A 16,290-nucleotide genomic window follows, 5' to 3' on the forward strand; every position below is an offset into this window, starting at 1 on the left:
CCTGCGCCTAGTCACCCTCGCCGGCCAACGCAAACAGGCCGTCCACGGTCCGGCTGATCAGGCCGTCGGCGAGCAACGAGTCCAGCGCTCGGTCGCGCTGCCGGGTGTCGGTCAGCCACGCCACGTCCAGCTGGGCTCGGGTGACCGGAAAGTCGCTGAGGCGCAATACATCTAGCAATAGCCCACGGACCTGGCGGTCGGTCCCCGCGTAGCTTTGAACGCGGCGCGCCGGGCCCTGCGCCGGGGGATAACCCGCGCGCCGCCAGGCGCACTCGCTAAGTGGACACAATCCGCAACGCGGCGCGCGCGCGGTGCACACGATGGCGCCCAATTCCATCAATCCCACCGAAAAGGTAGGTGCCGCATCATCTTTCGGTAGTAGTGCCGAGACGATGGCATGGTCGCGAGTGGTGGACGGGGAACCTGCGTCGGCCAGGCCATGCACTGCGCGTGCCACCACCCGGCGCACGTTGGTGTCGACCACCGGCACCGCCTGTCGGTAGGCGAAGCAGGCCACGGCTCGCGCGGTATAGCTGCCGATTCCGGGCAACCCCAGCAGGGTTTCCACGTCGTCGGGAACAACATCGCCGTGCTCACGGGCAATGACGGTGGCGCACTCGTGCAGCCGCTTGGCCCGTCGCGGATAGCCCAGCTTGCCCCACGCACGCAGCACGTCGGCCGCGCTGGCCGCCGCGGTCGCCGACGGGGTGGGCCAGCGGCGCACCCAGTCCGTCCAGATCGGCAGCACCCGGGCCACCGGTGTCTGTTGCAGCATGAATTCGCTGACCAGAATCTGCCATGCGCTGACGCCGGGTTCCCGCCAGGGCAGGTCGCGGCGCGATCGTGCATACCACTCCAGAAGTTCATCCGCCGGGATGTGCGGTTGGCTAGGCATTAACGCCCACCGCACCGCAGAATGTTTGCCATGCCCAACACCAGTCCGTTAACCGCATGGAAATCACTTAAAGAGGGTAACGAGCGATTCGTTGCCGGCCAGCCCCTGCATCCCAGCCAGAGTGTCGCGCATCGGGCCAGCCTGGCGGCCGGCCAGAAGCCGACCGCGGTCATATTCGGCTGCGCGGACAGCCGGGTGGCCGCCGAGCTCATCTTCGATCAGGGCCTTGGTGACGTGTTCGTGGTCCGCACTGCCGGGCAGGCGATCGATTCGGCAGTGCTGGGTTCCATCGAGTACGCGGTGACGGTCCTCGACGTCCCACTCGTCGTCGTTCTCGGCCATAACAACTGCGGCGCCGTCAAGGCCACCATCAGTGCGATCGACGACGGTGCGATCCCCGGCGGCTTCGTACGGGACGTGGTGGAGCGCGTCTTGCCGTCCATCCTGGGGGGCCGGCGGGACGGCCTCACCCGTGTCGACGAGTTCGAGGACCGGCATGTGCAAGAGACGTTGGCCCAGCTGCTGACGCGGTCCTCTGCCATCGCAGAGCGAGTGTCCGAGGGCACGCTCGGGCTTGCGGGCATCACCTACCACCTTGCCGACGGGCGGGCGGTGTTGGTCGACCACAAAGGCGATATCGGCGAGTAACCGCGGCGTCGACGCCGTCACTAACACGGCGGTCTGTCAGCTAACCGGGCGACACGCCGACCAGGATCGGCCAAATCGGTGTGACCTGGGCCTACGGTGTGATCGTGCTGGATCTGGAACCGCGTGGCCCGCTACCCACGGAGATCTATTGGCGGCGCAGGGGGCTGGCCCTGGGCATCGCGGTTGTCGTGATCGGCATCGCCGTCGCCACGATCATTGCCTTTGTCGGGAGCAACGCGGGCGCCAAACCCGCCAGCGTCAACAAACCCGGCTCGGCTCAAAACACTGCGGCGGCGCTCCCGCCGCAGGCACCGCCGCCCGGGCAGGAAGGCGTCACCCCGGTCGCGCCGCCGCAGGGACAAAACCCCGAGTCCGCGACGCCGACGGCCGCCGTGCTGCCGCCGCCGGTGCTCAAGGAGGGCGACGACTGCCCCGATTCGACGCTCGGCGTCAAGGGCCTGACCAACGCCCCGCAGTACTTCATCGGTGACCAGCCGAAATTCACCATGGTCGTCACCAACATCGGGCTGGTGTCCTGCAAGCGCGACGTGGGCGCCGCGGTGCTGGCGGCCTATGTCTACTCGCTGGACAACAAGCGGCTGTGGTCGAACTTGGACTGCGCGCCCTCCAACGAGACGCTCGTCAAGACGTTCACGCCGGGTGAGCAGGTGACGACCGCGGTGACCTGGACCGGGATGGGCTCGGCGCCGCATTGCCCGCTCCCGCGCCCGGCGATCGGCCCGGGCACCTACAACCTCGTCGTGCAGCTGGGCAATCTGCGCTCACTCGCGGTTCCGTTCATCCTGAACCAGCCGCCGCCACAGCCGGGACCGGTTCCGGGTCAGCCGGCCGTGGCGCCGCCGCCCGAGGGTCCGCCAGGAGTTGCTCCCGGTCCCTCGCCCTCGGGTTAGTCGAGCTTCCGAACGCCTGGCTAGCTGAGTGGGTCGGCGATCGTCGACTCCGCCAGTTGCGATAGCCCTTCGCGTACGTGGCGCGCCCACATGGCGCCGATGCCGTCGACCGATTGCAGATCGTTGTTGCTGGCCGCCAGCAGGCCCTGCAGCGTGCCGAAGGAGCGGACCAGCAGATCCACATGGGCGAACTGCAGCCGGGGAATCTCGGCCATCGCGCGATAGCCACGGGGGCTCAGCGCTGAATCCTGCGCCTCGGTCGTCGTCGGATATCCGAATACCTTCGCCAACAAGGTGAAATCCAGCAGTTCGGTGTCCGTCAGCGCGTCCAGCTCGTCCAGCGTGGCGGTCAGCTGTGCGTCCGATAATGGCTCGGGGCTGGCGTGATAGTCGCGCACGATCAACTCCCTGGCGATGTCGTTTCCGCCCAGCAGCTCCTCGAGCTGCAGCCGCAGCTGTCGCCCGTCGGTGCCGAGTTCGACGCAGTCGTAGTCGATCGCCAGGCCGATGCGCCTGACCAACTCGAGCCGCTGCACCACCGTCATCACGTCGCGCAGGGTGACGAAGTCCTCGATCTCGGCGCGCGACAGCTGCCTGCTCACTTCGTCGAGCCTGGCCTTGTATCGCTCCAGGGTCGCGATGCCCTGGTTGGCCCGCGACAGGATGGGCGCGGAGTCGGCCAACACGTGCCGCTCCCCGCCCACATAGACGGTGACGATGTTCATCGAGTGGCTGACCGAGATCACCGGGTGACCGGTCTGGATCGCGGCTCGTTCCGCCGAGCGGTGGCGGGTGCCCGATTCGTCGGTGGGGATGGACGGGTCGGGCACCAACTGCACGTTGGCCCGCACGATGCGGCTGCCGTCGGTGGACAGCACGACGGCGCCGTCCATCTTCGCCAGCTCGCGCAGCCGGGTCGGGGCGTAGCGGACATCGAGGGCGAAACCGCCGTCGCAGATGGCCTCGACGTTCTCGTCGTTGCCAAGGACGATCAGCGCACCGGTGCGGCCACGCAGGATGCGCTCCAGGCCGTCGCGCAGCCCGGTGCCGGGCGCCAGGCGGGCGACAGTCTCACGCAGGGTCGGACGGCTCACAGCGTGTCATTGTGCGGCCCAATTGCGTCGCGCGTCCAGCCGTCGCGGCGCTCGGCGATTTTCAGCATGTGCTGCAACGCCACGGCGATGGTCGGCGCGCGCAACGCCCGCAACCCCTTCGGCACGATCTCGCGTCGCGGGTCGTCTCCGTCCGGTATCAGCGCGGTGGTGAAGCCCTGCCGTGCGGCTTCGGCCAGCCGCCGATCCATCCCGTTGACCCGCCGCAGATCGCCGGCCAGCCCGACCTCGCCGATCATCACCGCGGTGGTCGGTAGCGGTAGATCCGCGTAGGCCGAGGACAGCGCGACCGCGACCGCGAGGTCCGAGGACGGATCGGTCAACCGCATGCCGCCGACCGTGGACAGGTAGATGTCGTTGGCGCCCACGTTCACCCGGGCGTGCTTCTCCAGCACGGCGGTGATCATCGCGGCGCGGGAATGGTCGATGCCGCTGACGGCGCGGCGCGGCGAGCCGCCGTTAGGTGTCGCCAGCAACGCCTGGACCTCGCCGATGAGCGGCCGCTTGCCATCGAGCGACACCGTGATCGCCGTCCCGGCAACGGGCGTCGGGCGCTGATCCAAGAACAGGCTCGACGGGTCGGTGACGCCCTCGATTCCGTTGTCGTGCAACGTAAAGCACCCGACTTCGTCGGCGGCGCCGAATCGGTTCTTGATCCCGCGGACCATGCGCAGCGTGCCGTTGCGGTCGCCCTCGAAATGCAGCACCACGTCGACGAGATGCTCCAGCGAGCGCGGACCGGCGATGGCCCCGTCCTTGGTGACGTGGCCAACTAGGATCAGCGCGACGCCGTTCGCCTTCGCTGCCGCGGTGAGCGCGGCCGTGACGGCGCGCACCTGGGTCACCCCGCCGGCGACGCCGTCGGCCTGCGTGGTCGACATGGTTTGCACCGAGTCCACGATGACCAGCGACGGCTTGACCGTATCGATGTGGTCCAGCACCGTGTGCACGTCGGATTCGGCGGCGAGGTAGACCTCGTCCGAGCCGCAGCCGATGCGGTCCGCGCGCAACCTGATCTGTCCGGCCGCTTCCTCACCGGAGATGTACAGCGCGCGGTGGCCGGACTGCGCCCAGCGGTGGGCGACCTTGAGCAGCAGCGTCGATTTTCCGACGCCGGGGTCGCCCGCCAGCAGCGTCACCGAGCCGGGTACCACTCCGCCGCCCAGCACCCGGTCGAGCTCGCCGACGCCCGTGGCGCGATGCCGGCTGGAGTTGGGCTCGATGGAATTGATCGGAACCGCTTGCGAGGCCGGATTCGCCGCGCGACGACCGCTGCCGACCGCGCTGAGGACGGCTACCTCGTCGACGGTGCCCCACGTGCCGCATTCCAGGCAGCGGCCCACCCATTTGGCGGTGACATGGCGGCATTCCGAGCAGCGATATTGCGAACGCGCTTGTGCCACGCCATGACGGTAACGGGACGGTGCGACAACTCCCCGGTGTTGGGGCCGGGACGCGCCGGTCAGCCCTCGTGCGGCGCCAACCCGGCCGAAATCGGCACGCTCACGCTGCCCTGGCCGGCCTTTTCGAACGTGAAGGTGAAGTTATAGGTGAGGCCGTTCGAGATGGGCTTGACCAGGTTCACCGTCGCCTTGGCGGCGTTGTTGGAGTCGAGCGGACCCGGCGCCACGTTCTGGCCGTCGGGCCTACCGATGAACAGCATCCCGCTGGCGGGCACGCGACCATCCCCGGTCACGGTCACCGTTCCGATGTCGCTGCTGATCCCGACCAGTCGGTCCGCGACATCGGGGGACTGGTTCACCGCCACCAATACCAGCTCGACGGTCCGGCCGGCCTGGATGAAGTCGTTGGGCTGCACGGCCTGGATGCGGACGTTGCGCAGCGCGATGTTGTTGATCGTGGTCCTGTTGCCGTTGACCGCGGGTTCTTGGACCGCCGTCTGCGCAATTTGTCCGGCTCCGCAACCGGTGAGCACGGCCGCGAATAGCGCGGCCAGGCCGACGAGGGCGACCCGGGTGGACAAGCGGATCGGGAGGCCGGTCCTGATGCGGTTCACTCAATGCCTCCTGCTGGGTCGGCCAAATGCGGATAAGGGCAAGTCGCGGCACGATCCAGCGGGCTCAACCGTGCAACTATGCACAGTAGTAGGTACGTCCTGTCAGCGGTAGCGCAGGGAGCAAGACCGGCCCACGACCAGCGCCGAGCACCGCAATGGGGCCGCCGTAGCTGTCCACAACTGCGTTGGTAGTGTGTCTCAGTGCACGTCTTGTCCTGCCTGTCAACCCCTAATACGCGCATGTTGTGCCCCTGACCTGCAACGTTGCTTCGCGCTTGTTGGGCCAACGTGTTAGAATGAAGTAACGAAAGGGGCTCGAATCAGATGATCTTCAAGGTCGGCGATACCGTTGTCTATCCACATCACGGTGCTGCGTTAGTCGAGGCGATCGAAACCCGCACCATCAAAGGGGAGCAAAAAGAGTATCTCGTCCTGAAGGTGGCTCAGGGAGACCTGACCGTTCGAGTGCCCGCTGACAACGCCGAGTACGTCGGTGTTCGCGATGTCGTAGGCCAGGAAGGTCTGGACAAGGTTTTCCAGGTTTTGCGCGCGCCCCACACCGAAGAGCCGACCAACTGGTCCCGCCGCTACAAGGCCAATCTCGAAAAGCTTGCCTCCGGTGACGTCAACAAGGTTGCCGAGGTCGTGCGTGATCTGTGGCGTCGCGACCAGGAACGTGGTCTGTCGGCCGGCGAGAAGCGCATGCTGGCCAAGGCGCGGCAGATCCTGGTCGGTGAGTTGGCCTTGGCCGAGAGCACCGATGACGCCAAAGCGGAGACCATCCTCGACGAGGTTCTGGCCGCCGCTTCCTGAAGAGCCTGAGGCTCTCTAGTCGGGGGAAACCGGCGCCTTGGGCACAGTCGCTGCAGTAGTACCGGCCGCAGGGTCGGGCGAACGGCTGGCCGCGGGCATCCCGAAAGCATTTTGTTCACTCGAAGGGCGCACCCTGCTCGAGCGCGCGGTCGCGGGCCTGCGGGAGTCGCAGGTCGTCGACCATATCGTGGTGGCGGTCCCTGCCGACCGCACAGATGAGGCCAAGCAGCTCTTAGCCGGCCAGGCCTCCGTCGTCGCCGGTGGCCCCGGCCGCACCGAATCCGTGAGGCTGGCCCTGGCGGCCTTGTCCGGTGAACCGGAGTTCGTGTTGGTGCACGATGCCGCCCGGGCGCTGACGCCGCCGGGTCTGATCGTGCGCGTGGTCGAGGCGTTGCGGGCCGGTCATGGCGCCGTCGTACCCGCGCTGCCCGTGTCTGACACCATCAAGGCCGTGGATGCCAACGGTGCGGTCCTGGGCACGCCGGAGCGGGCCGGCCTGCGGGCGGTGCAGACTCCGCAAGGATTCGCCACCGATCTATTGCTGCGGGCCTATCAGCGCGCTGCGCAGGCCGCCGGGGCGGGTTTCACCGACGACGCGTCGCTTGTCGAGCATGTCGGCGGGCAGGTCCAGGTTGTCGACGGCGATCCGCTGGCGTTCAAGATCACCACCGCCCTGGACCTGCTGCTGGCTCAAGCGATAGTGCGCCGGTGACGGGGCTGCCGCCGCTGCCAAGGGTCGGCCTGGGCACCGATGTGCATCCCATCGAATCCGGGCGGCCCTGCTGGCTGGTAGGGCTGCTGTTTCCCGACGCCGACGGCTGCGCGGGACACTCGGACGGCGACGTGGCCGCACACGCGCTGTGCGACGCCCTGTTGTCGGCCGCCGGGCTGGGCGATATCGGCGCGGTGTTCGGGGTCGACGATCCGCGCTGGAAGGGCGTCAGTGGCGCCGACATGCTGCGCCACGTCGTCGACCTGCTCTCTGAGCAGGGTTATCGGGTCGGAAACGCCGCCGTCCAGGTGATCGGCAACCGGCCAAAGATCGGACCGCGGCGCGCCGAGGCGCAGCAGCTGCTGTCGGGTCTGCTGGCCGCGCCGGTGTCGGTGTCGGCGACGACGACCGACGGGCTTGGCCTGACCGGACGCGGCGAGGGGCTGGCCGCCGTCGCGACCGCGTTGGTCGTCGCCACCGGTTAGGCCCGCGCAGCGGCGGGAGAATCACTACCAGCGGGTAAGCTGGCACGTCGTGACCGAACGCGGCCGCTTGCGCCTCCACGACACCGCGGCCGGTGCTGTGCGCGAATTCGTTCCGCTGCGCGAAGGGCACGTCTCCATCTACCTCTGTGGCGCCACCGTGCAGGGGCTGCCGCACATCGGGCACGTCCGCAGCGGGGTGGCCTTCGACATCCTGCGCCGCTGGTTGGCGGCGCGCGGTTACGACGTCGCGTTCATCCGCAATGTCACCGACATCGAGGACAAAATTCTCGCCAAGGCCGCCGCGGCGGGCCGTCCGTGGTGGGAATGGGCGGCCACCTACGAGCGGGCGTTCACGGCGGCCTACGACGCGCTCGATGTGCTGCCGCCGTCGGCGGAGCCGCGGGCGACCGGGCACATCACGCAGATGGTCGAATTAATGGAACGCTTGATCGAAAATGGCCATGCGTACGCCGCATGCGGTGACGTCTACTTCGACGTGGTCAGTTTCCCGGAGTACGGCCAGCTGTCCGGCCACAAGATCGACGACGTCCATCAAGGCGAGGGTGTGGCCACCGGCAAGCGCGACCAGCGCGATTTCACCCTGTGGAAGGGCGAGAAACCCGGCGAGCCCTCGTGGCCCTCGCCGTGGGGCCGCGGCCGCCCGGGCTGGCATCTGGAATGCTCGGCGATGGCCCGTACCTATCTCGGGCCTGAGTTCGATATCCATTGTGGTGGAATGGATTTGGTGTTCCCGCATCATGAAAATGAAATCGCGCAGAGTCGCGCTGCGGGCGATGGGTTCGCCCGCTACTGGCTGCACAACGGGTGGGTGACGCTGGGCGGGGAGAAGATGAGCAAGTCGCTGGGCAACGTGTTGTCCATACCGGCGATGTTGCAGCGGGTCCGGCCCGCCGAACTTCGCTACTACCTGGGCAGCGCGCACTACCGGTCGATGCTGGAATTCTCCGAAACCGCCCTGCAGGATGCGGTCAAAGCCTATGTGGGAGTGGAGGACTTCCTGCATCGCGTCCGGGTTCGGATCGGTGCCGTCGTCCCCGGGGAACCGACGCCGCGATTCGGCGAAGCGCTCGACGACGATCTGGCGGTCCCGATCGCGTTGGCCGAAATCCACCACGCTCGCGCAGAGGGTAATCGCGCGCTCGACGCGGGCGACCATGACGGTGCCCTGGCCAACGCCGGCGCGATACGAGCGATGATGGGCATCCTTGGGTGCGATCCGCTCGACGAACGCTGGGAATCGCGCGACGAGACCTCGGCCGCACTCGCGGCCGTCGACGTGCTAGTGCAGGCCGAGCTGGAAAGCCGGCAGCAGGCGCGCGAGCAGCGGAATTGGGCTCTGGCAGACGAGATTCGGGACCGGCTCAAGCTCGCGGGCATCGAGGTCACCGACACCGCCGATGGGCCGCAGTGGGAGCTGTTGGCGGGTGACGACAAGTAATGGCCGGCAATTCGAAGCGGCAGGGGGCGATCCGCAAAGCCGGCTCCAAGAAGGGCCCCACCGTGGGCTCCGGTGGCCAGCGTCGCAGCGGCCTGGAAGGCCGCGGTCCCACACCGCCTGCGCATATGCGCCCGAACCATCCCGCCGCCAAGCGCGCCAAACCGCAACAGCGCCGGCCGGCTAAACGCACCGACGAAAGCGAGACGGTACTTGGACGCAACCCGGTGCTCGAATGCCTGCGCGCCGGTGTCCCGGCGACCGCGCTCTACGTTGCACTAGGTACCGAAGCCGACGAGCGGCTCACCGAATCCGTAAGTAGGGCAGCAGATTCAGGCATTGCGATCCTGGAGGTGCCGCGCACCGATCTGGACCGGATGACTGCCAACCATCTACACCAGGGCATCGCGCTGCAGGTGCCCCCGTACAACTACGCCCACCCCGACGATCTGCTCGACTCCGCGCTCGCGTCGCCGCCCGCGCTGTTGGTGGCGCTGGACAATATCTCCGATCCGCGAAATCTCGGCGCGATCGTTCGCTCGGTCGCGGCGTTCGGCGGCCACGGCGTGCTGATACCGCAGCGGCGTTCGGCCTCGGTGACGGCGGTGGCCTGGCGCACCAGCGCCGGGGCAGCCGCCCGCCTTCGGGTGGCGCGGGCACCGAATCTCACTAGGGCACTGAAGAGTTGGGCCGATCGCGGCGTGCGGGTGATCGGGCTGGACGCCGACGGCGGCACCGTGCTCGACGACCTGGACGGCACCGACCCGACGGTGGTGGTCGTCGGGTCGGAAGGCAAGGGGCTGTCGCGGTTGGTCAGGCAGACCTGCGACGAGGTGGTGTCGATCCCGATGGCGGGTGACACCGAATCGCTGAACGCCTCGGTCGCCGCCGGGGTGGTGCTCGCCGAGATCTCCCGTCAGCGCAGGCATTAACCGATTGGCCGGCCGGCTCTCGAGACTGTGTGGCGTGCTGGCAGCCGCCACGGTCGCCCTGCCGGTGCCGAATGCGTGGGCTCAAGAGTCCGGATTCGACCTGCAGGCACATCGCGGCGGGCGCGGCGAAACGACCGAGGAATCGCTGAGAGCCTTCGCCAAAGCTATTGAATTAGGCGTCAGCACACTGGAACTCGACATCGGAATCACCAGGGACGGGCAACCGCTGGTCTGGCACGATCCGACGATCGCTGCGGAGAAGTGCGGCGATACCGGGCCGGCATTCGCCGGTGATCCGCAATACCCCTACGTCGGCAAGCTGGTACACGAGCTCACCCTCGCACAGATCCGCACGCTCGACTGCGGCCGCCGCCTCGCCGAATTTCCCGGTGCTGAGGTGGTGCGGGGCAACAAGATAGCGACCCTGCCCGAAGTATTCGCGCTCGCCGATTCGTATCGGTCGCCGGTGCGCTTCAATATCGAAACCAAGGTCGACGCTGCTCACCCCACCAGCTCGGCCGCGCCCCAGGAATTCGTCGACGTGATATTGGCCGCCGTACGGGCGGCGGGCAAAGTCTCTTCCGTGGAGATTGAGAGTTTCGACTGGCGGACCCTGCCCATGGTCCGCCGGGCCGAGCCGTCAATTCCCTTGGTGGCCTTGTATGACGAGGAGACCTGGGTGCCGGATTCGCCGTGGCTGGCCGGGATCGACGTTGACGCCGTCGGCGACCCGGTGATCGGTGCGCGGATGATCGGCGCCGACGTCGTGTCACCCGACTACCAGCTGGTCACCGGAAGACCGTATGTCGATCACGCACATGCGTTGGGGCTCAAGGTCATTCCGTGGACCGTCAACGATGCCGACACGATGCGTGCCCAAATCGGCTACGGCGTCGACGGGCTGATCACCGACTATCCGACGCTGCTGCGTAGTGTGCTGGCCGGGCTCGGCATGCCGTTGCCGCCCGGCGGCTGATGGATGCGGCGTCTGCGCTGTTTGGCCAGGGCGGCGCGCCACATCATGTCAGGGCGCAGCAGGCGAGTGGCGGGGTCGATGAACGAGGTCACCCTGAGGAAGTGATCGACCGCGACGGGGTCGTACTCGGCGGCGGTGAGCACCCGATCGACGTATACGTTGAGCAGTCGGGTAAGCAATGTCGGTGTGCCCTCGATCTCGGGGAGCGACAGGTCGGGGTTGGCCGACAGCTCCCATGCCTGCCGGATCGGGATCGCCGCAAGGCGGAAGAATCGCTGCGCTAAATCCCTTGTGCCGTTGGACAAACACCTACGCAGCGCCAACGCCTCGAGGGCGGCGACCGTCATGCCCTGGCCGTAGATCGGGTTGAAGCTGCAGATCGCGTCGCCGATGACCAGCAGGCCCTCCGGGAATCGTCGCATCTTGTCATAGCGGCGCCACCGACTGGACGGCTGACGATGCCGCGTGGTCTCTCCGATGGGTTCGGCGGCCCGCACCGCGGCCAGCAGGTGCGGCGGTGCGCAGTCCTCGACGAACTCACACATCGAGATCAGGTCGGGGTGTGGCTCGTGACCGGCTATGCCGAAGACGGTCAGTATCGAGGTGTCGTTCTCGGAGCGAAGAATGCCCAGCCCGCGCGGCCTGCCCGGCACGGCCCCGACGACGAAGCCCCATTCGTGCAGCACACCCGGTGGGATGCGCAGCAGTTGACTCACATAGGTCAGCTGTACCACCACGTGGTCCTCGCGTGGACTCTCGTAGCCAAAGGCGTTCAGCCACATCGGGGCGCGGGAGCCGCGCCCAGTGGCGTCGACCACCAAGTCGGCGCTCAGCCTGACGTCGTCGCGGGTGCGACGGTTGACCGCCTGGACGCCGGTGACGCGGTGCCAGTCGGACGTCGCGATCAACTCCACCACGTCGTGGTCGTCCAGCAGCGTGACGTTGGCGATGCCGCGCACCCGGGCGCGGACGTGTTCCTCCAAGAAGGGGCGGGTCGCGAGAAAAGCGGTGAATGACGGGGCACTGCCGGCGCGCACCAGCACGTGCCCACCTGCCTCGTAATGCACCTGGGAAAGATCCCGGCCGTCGACGTAATGCGCACCGTCCTCGACCAGCTGATCGAGGATGCCGGGAAACAGCTCCTCGAGGACGTGAGCGCCCCGGGGTAGCAGTCCATGCAGATGCCTGCCCTGCGGCACCCCTCGGCGAGCCGCAGGGCAGGTGGGTAGCGGGTCGCGCTCCACCACCGTGACCGTTTCGAAGAACTCGCTGAGCGAACGCGCGGCCAGCAGACCGGCCATGCTCGCTCCCAGAACCACCGCGTGATTGCCGATCTTGGCCACAGCCCACCGCCTTTGCTGAGCGTTCACCTGACGAAAGTCATGGTCATGGCCCGCGGCGGGCGCGGACAGCGTAGTGGACTACTCCAAAGCATCGCGGGTGATGCGTGCGCACCGCTATAGTCGCCGAGTGATCGGCGCCGAGACGCTGACCGGGCGTGACAGCGAATTGGGGGCGATTCGCCGCGCGCTCAGTACGGCAGGCAAGCGTTCGGGTGTGGTGATCGCGGGCCCCGCGGGTGTGGGCAAGACCTGGTTGGCCCGCGAAGTGCTGCGCCGCGCCGAGGCATCGGGTGAGCGGACTAACTGGATTGTCGGCACCGACTCGGCGCACGCGCTGCCCCTCGGGGCGTTCATCGGTTCGCTGGGTGAGGCGATGTCGAATCCGCTGACGGATGTGCGGCGCGTGATCAATTCGTTTGTCGCGCATCAGCGCCGGGGCCGCGTGGTGGTCGGGGTCGACGATGCGCACCTGCTGGACGGATTGTCCGCCCTCGTCGTGCACCAACTGGCGCAGTCGGGTGGGGTTCGGCTGGTCGTCACCGTCCGCACCGGCGGCGACGAACCCGATGCGGTGACGGCGTTGTGGAAGGACGGGCTGCTGGAACGGCTTGACCTGGAACCACTTTCGGCCGCGGCGACACGCGAGGTCATCGAGAGCGGTTTGGACGGACCGATCGACGCGCGCTGCGCGGCCCGGTTCCAAAAGCTGACCGGCGGCAATGCCCTGTTCCTGCGCCAGCTGCTGGCCGACCAGGTGGCCGCCGGGCGGATGCGGAAAACGGCCGGGGTGTGGATGTGGGACGGCGACGTCGCGGTCTCGGCGACCCTGTCCGACACGTTGGGCCGCCAGATGGGTCGGCTGAACGCGGGGACAGCGGTCGTCGTCGACACCCTGTCGCAGTGCGAACCGCTGGCCGTAGAGGTGCTGTGCGATTTGGCGCCACGCAGCGACGTGGCGGCCGCGGAGCGTATGGGCCTGGTGAGCATCGAACGAACCGGCACCGGATTGATGGCACGGCTCGCACACCCACTCTTCGGTGAGCTGCGCCGCGCGAGCGCCGGCGAGCTGTATCTGTCGGAAATCCGGGGCAGGCTGGCGACGCGGCTGGGCAACCACGGGGACGCCGACATGCAGGCCACCGTGCGACGCGCGCTGTTGCGCCTGGAGTCGGATCTGGACCCTGACCCGGGCTTGTACCTGGAGTCGGCGCGGCATGCCATGACGCTGCTCGACCTCGACCTGGCCGACCGGTTCGCCAGCGCCGCCGCGCGGGCCGGTGCCCCCGGGGCGGCCGGGGTGCGGGCGATGAATCTGGTCCTGCTGGGGCGCGGCGAGCAGGCCGAGGCGGCGCTACGCGAGATGGCGGGCGCCGACCTGGTCGACGGCCATCACTGGGCGACCGTGCGGGCTGCCAACCTGATTTGGATGCTGGGCAGGCCGCAAGACGCGGCGGTGATACTCGACGGCCTCGCCGACCCGGCCAATGCCCCGGAGAGCCCGGCGCAGCTCGCGGAGCGGTTGGCGGTGCGGGCCTGCCTGGATGCGGTGTCGGCGCGCTGCGAGCTCGCGGCCGAAACTGCCCGCACCGCACTGGATTTCCCGGCACTGCCCGGCTTTCATGCGATGATGGCCTCGCTCGCGTTGATCATGGCCATGGGGGCGCTTGGTGAGGTCGACGAGCTCGCGCGCGTGGCCGAGCAGGCGCTGCGGCGGGCGACGACGTCGTTTCAGGCGTCGCACATGCGATATTGGTTCGGCGCCGTCTACGGCCGCGCCTGCCGGCTGACCGGACAGATCGACGAATTCGTCAGCACGGCAGATCAATTGGCGGATGCAGCCCGCGACATTCCCGGCCTGGCCTACGCGAACCTGGCGTTCCTGTTGGGCAATGCCCAGCTGGCCCGAGGCGCCGTCGGCGACGCCGCCCGGCTGGTGCACGAAGCGGTCGCCGGGGTGCAAAGGCATTCTGTCACAACGGGTTTGCGGCCAGCGACCTATTTCGCGCTGGCCGAGGCGCACGCGAAGCTCGGGCAATCCGACGAGGCCAACGACGCGGTCGCCCAGGCGCGTTCGTGTGTGCCGGAGGACTTCCTGTTCATGCACACCGCCTTGTCACTTGCGGGCGGCTGGGCGATGGCGGCGAACGGCCGATTGAACGAGGCCGTGGCGAGTGCGCGGGAGGCGGCACAGCTTGCCCGCGATCGTGGTCAGCCCACCCACGAGCTGGCCTGCATCCAGGCCGCGGCTCAGTGGGGTGATGCCTCGCAGACAGCTCGGGCCCGGGAGCTGGCCGCCGCGCTGTCGCTGCCCCTGGCCGCCGCCGTGGCAGCGCATGTCGAGGCGTTGCTGACCGGCGACGGTGAGGGCTTGCTGGCCGCATCGGCGGCATACCGGGGGATCGGTGATCGGGCCGCGGCGGCCGACGCGGCGGCACAAGCGTCCGTTGCGTTCGACGGAGGCCAGAATCATCGGCGCGCGCTATACGCCGCTGCGCTGGCCAGGGAATTGGCGGACGAGTGCGGTGGCCTGCACACCCCCGCGTTGCGGACCCCGGCGGGACTCAAGTTGTCGGGCCGTCAGCGCGACGTGATCGAACTCGTCGTGGCCGGCCTGTCCAACCGGCAGATCGCGGACCAGCTGGTGATGTCGGTGCGCACCGTGGAGGGTCACGTGTACCGGGCCTGCCAGCGGGTGGGGGCCCAGTCGCGCGAGGAACTGGCGTCGCTCATTCGATCGGGACCGCGCAGCTAGACGCCGAGCAGTCGCGCGGACGCCCACAGCGCGACCACCGCCACCACCAGCGCCGTCGGCACGGTGCACAACCCGAGCCGGGTGTACTCGCCGACGCCGGCCTCGACGTTGTGCTGGCGTAACACGCGCCGCCACAGCAGGTTGGACAGTGACCCGACGTAGGTCAGGTTCGGTCCGATGTTGACGCCGATCAGCACCGTCAGGATGGCGACCGGACCGCCGTGCGCGACCAGCGGCAACAACACCAGCGTCGCGGGCAGATTGTTGACGACGTTGGCCAGCACGGCCGCCACCGCCGCGATGGCGAGCAACGCGGGCAGGTCCGATCCGCTCGGCAGCACCGCCGACATCGCCCTGTCCATTCCGTTCAGCGTCACCGCCTGCACCACGACACCAAGCGCGAGCACGAACACCAGAAACGACACCTGCGCCGAGCGCGCGATCTCGACCACGGAGGTGTGCCGGCGGCTCAGGCTGCGCACCGCCAACGCCGAGGCCCCCGCAGCCGCCACCCAGGCCGGGGCCACTCCCACCGATTGGCACAGCGCGAACCCGACCAGCGTCAGCCCCATCACCACTAGAACGAACACCGGTGGCCGCGGCGGCGGCCCGACGTCCTCGGGATCCGGTGCGACGCGCAGCTCCTTGGCGAAAAACAACCGGAAGACGACGTACAGCGTGGCCACCGTGGTCAGCCACGGCAACGCCATCAGCAGGGTGAACTTGGTGAAGGAGATGTTCGCGGTGTGAAAGGCCAGCAGGTTGGTCAGATTCGACACCGGCAGCAACAGCGACGCACCGTTGGCCAGGTGGGCCGTCGCGTAGGCGTAGGGGCGCACCGGCGTTCGCAAGCGCCGGACGGCGGCCAGCACCACCGGGGTCAGCAACACCACGGTGGCGTCCAGGCTGAGCACGGCGGTGATGGTGGCGGCGATGACGAACACCTGCCGCAGCAGGCCGTGCGACCCGCCGGGCACCCGGGCGATCACCGCGCCTGCGGCCTCGAACAGGCCCTCGTCGTCGCACAGCTTGGCCAGCACCAGCACCGCACCCAGGAATCCGACCACGCCGGACAGGTCGGCGACCTCTTTTGCGGCCTGATCAATCGAGATCGCACCGATCGCGATCACGATCAGGGCTGCCGGGACCGCCGCCAACGCCTCCGGCAAGCCCCATGGCCGCACGACGGCAAAGGCCAGCACAACGACCAGCAACAGCAGCGCGACGATCAGTTCCAA

The 16,290-nt window shown here is 68.2% G+C and carries 15 protein-coding genes; 9 read left to right on the plus strand and 6 right to left on the minus strand.

Annotated elements, in window-relative coordinates; genetic code table 11:
- Window positions 1-7: 7 nt before the first annotated feature.
- Window positions 8-895, minus strand: a complete 888-nt coding sequence (locus MNAB215_RS11240) for an HhH-GPD family protein (protein WP_077078931.1) — start codon at window positions 893-895, stop codon at window positions 8-10.
- A 30-nt stretch (window positions 896-925) separates the two neighbouring features.
- Between MNAB215_RS11240 and MNAB215_RS11245 the strand changes: the two genes are divergently transcribed.
- A complete protein-coding gene (locus tag MNAB215_RS11245) occupies window positions 926-1,543 on the plus strand; it encodes a carbonic anhydrase (RefSeq protein ID WP_077081931.1) in 618 nt (205 codons plus the stop codon).
- Between the two features lie 104 nt (window positions 1,544-1,647).
- Window positions 1,648-2,454: a hypothetical protein gene (locus MNAB215_RS11250; protein WP_108637750.1), complete on the plus strand. Its 807-nt coding sequence runs from the start codon at window positions 1,648-1,650 to the stop codon at window positions 2,452-2,454.
- 20 nt (window positions 2,455-2,474) lie between these two features.
- Here MNAB215_RS11250 and disA read toward each other — a convergent pair whose 3' ends face one another.
- The 3 genes from disA to MNAB215_RS11265 are packed head-to-tail and all read right to left on the minus strand — an operon-like array spanning window position 2,475 to window position 5,574.
- Entirely contained in the window at window positions 2,475-3,548 is a 1,074-nt protein-coding gene (gene disA, locus MNAB215_RS11255) for a DNA integrity scanning diadenylate cyclase DisA (protein WP_077078933.1), read from the minus strand.
- The gene (gene radA, locus MNAB215_RS11260) at window positions 3,545-4,969 is read right to left on the minus strand and encodes a DNA repair protein RadA (protein ID WP_077078934.1); all 1,425 of its coding nucleotides are present in this window, start codon (window positions 4,967-4,969) and stop codon (window positions 3,545-3,547) included. The genes disA and radA overlap by 4 nt, the downstream gene beginning before the upstream one ends.
- 59 nt (window positions 4,970-5,028) lie before the next feature.
- The gene (locus MNAB215_RS11265; protein WP_108637751.1) at window positions 5,029-5,574 is read right to left on the minus strand and encodes a copper chaperone PCu(A)C domain-containing protein; all 546 of its coding nucleotides are present in this window, start codon (window positions 5,572-5,574) and stop codon (window positions 5,029-5,031) included.
- Window positions 5,575-5,907: 333 nt separating this feature from the next.
- Between MNAB215_RS11265 and carD the strand changes: the two genes are divergently transcribed.
- From carD to MNAB215_RS11295, 6 genes are read left to right on the plus strand one after another with little or no spacing between them, the layout of a single operon-like run.
- The gene (gene carD, locus MNAB215_RS11270) at window positions 5,908-6,396 is read left to right on the plus strand and encodes an RNA polymerase-binding transcription factor CarD (RefSeq protein WP_007166539.1); all 489 of its coding nucleotides are present in this window, start codon (window positions 5,908-5,910) and stop codon (window positions 6,394-6,396) included.
- A 37-nt stretch (window positions 6,397-6,433) separates the two neighbouring features.
- A complete protein-coding gene (gene ispD / locus MNAB215_RS11275; protein WP_077078936.1) occupies window positions 6,434-7,108 on the plus strand; it encodes a 2-C-methyl-D-erythritol 4-phosphate cytidylyltransferase in 675 nt (224 codons plus the stop codon).
- A gap of 5 nt (window positions 7,109-7,113) precedes the next feature.
- Window positions 7,114-7,593: a 2-C-methyl-D-erythritol 2,4-cyclodiphosphate synthase gene (gene ispF / locus MNAB215_RS11280; protein ID WP_108637752.1), complete on the plus strand. Its 480-nt coding sequence runs from the start codon at window positions 7,114-7,116 to the stop codon at window positions 7,591-7,593.
- Window positions 7,594-7,642: 49 nt separating this feature from the next.
- Window positions 7,643-9,052 carry a cysteine--tRNA ligase gene (gene cysS, locus MNAB215_RS11285; RefSeq protein ID WP_077078938.1) on the plus strand — a complete coding sequence of 470 codons (1,410 nt, stop codon included), beginning with the start codon at window positions 7,643-7,645 and terminating at the stop codon, window positions 9,050-9,052.
- Window positions 9,052-9,981: a 23S rRNA (guanosine(2251)-2'-O)-methyltransferase RlmB gene (gene rlmB / locus MNAB215_RS11290; protein WP_077078939.1), complete on the plus strand. Its 930-nt coding sequence runs from the start codon at window positions 9,052-9,054 to the stop codon at window positions 9,979-9,981. The genes cysS and rlmB overlap by 1 nt, the downstream gene beginning before the upstream one ends.
- 34 nt (window positions 9,982-10,015) lie before the next feature.
- Window positions 10,016-10,957: a glycerophosphodiester phosphodiesterase gene (locus MNAB215_RS11295; protein ID WP_245830257.1), complete on the plus strand. Its 942-nt coding sequence runs from the start codon at window positions 10,016-10,018 to the stop codon at window positions 10,955-10,957.
- On the opposite strand, the gene MNAB215_RS11300 is transcribed toward MNAB215_RS11295, so the two are convergent.
- A complete protein-coding gene (locus MNAB215_RS11300) occupies window positions 10,894-12,258 on the minus strand; it encodes an FAD-dependent oxidoreductase (protein ID WP_077081933.1) in 1,365 nt (454 codons plus the stop codon). The genes MNAB215_RS11295 and MNAB215_RS11300 overlap by 64 nt on opposite strands.
- A gap of 169 nt (window positions 12,259-12,427) precedes the next feature.
- On the opposite strand from MNAB215_RS11300, the gene MNAB215_RS11305 reads away from it, so the two are divergent.
- Window positions 12,428-15,052, plus strand: a complete 2,625-nt coding sequence (locus MNAB215_RS11305) for a helix-turn-helix transcriptional regulator (RefSeq protein ID WP_108637611.1) — start codon at window positions 12,428-12,430, stop codon at window positions 15,050-15,052.
- Here MNAB215_RS11305 and MNAB215_RS11310 read toward each other — a convergent pair.
- Window positions 15,049-16,290, minus strand: a complete 1,242-nt coding sequence (locus tag MNAB215_RS11310; protein ID WP_077078941.1) for an SLC13 family permease — start codon at window positions 16,288-16,290, stop codon at window positions 15,049-15,051. The genes MNAB215_RS11305 and MNAB215_RS11310 overlap by 4 nt on opposite strands.

Source organism: Mycobacterium numidiamassiliense, assembly GCF_900157365.1.
Taxonomy (GTDB): Bacteria; Actinomycetota; Actinomycetes; order Mycobacteriales; family Mycobacteriaceae; genus Mycobacterium; species Mycobacterium numidiamassiliense.

Bases quoted from the DNA above. Each gene is read 5' to 3' on its own strand.
- MNAB215_RS11245 (WP_077081931.1), top strand. From the start codon at position 926: ATGCCCAACACCAGTCCGTTAACCGCATGGAAATCACTTAAAGAGGGT.
- MNAB215_RS11240 (WP_077078931.1), bottom strand. From the start codon at position 895: ATGCCTAGCCAACCGCACATCCCGGCGGATGAACTTCTGGAGTGGTAT.
- rlmB (WP_077078939.1), top strand. From the start codon at position 9,052: ATGGCCGGCAATTCGAAGCGGCAGGGGGCGATCCGCAAAGCCGGCTCC.
- MNAB215_RS11300 (WP_077081933.1), bottom strand. From the start codon at position 12,258: ATGGCCGGTCTGCTGGCCGCGCGTTCGCTCAGCGAGTTCTTCGAAACG.
- carD (WP_007166539.1), top strand. From the start codon at position 5,908: ATGATCTTCAAGGTCGGCGATACCGTTGTCTATCCACATCACGGTGCT.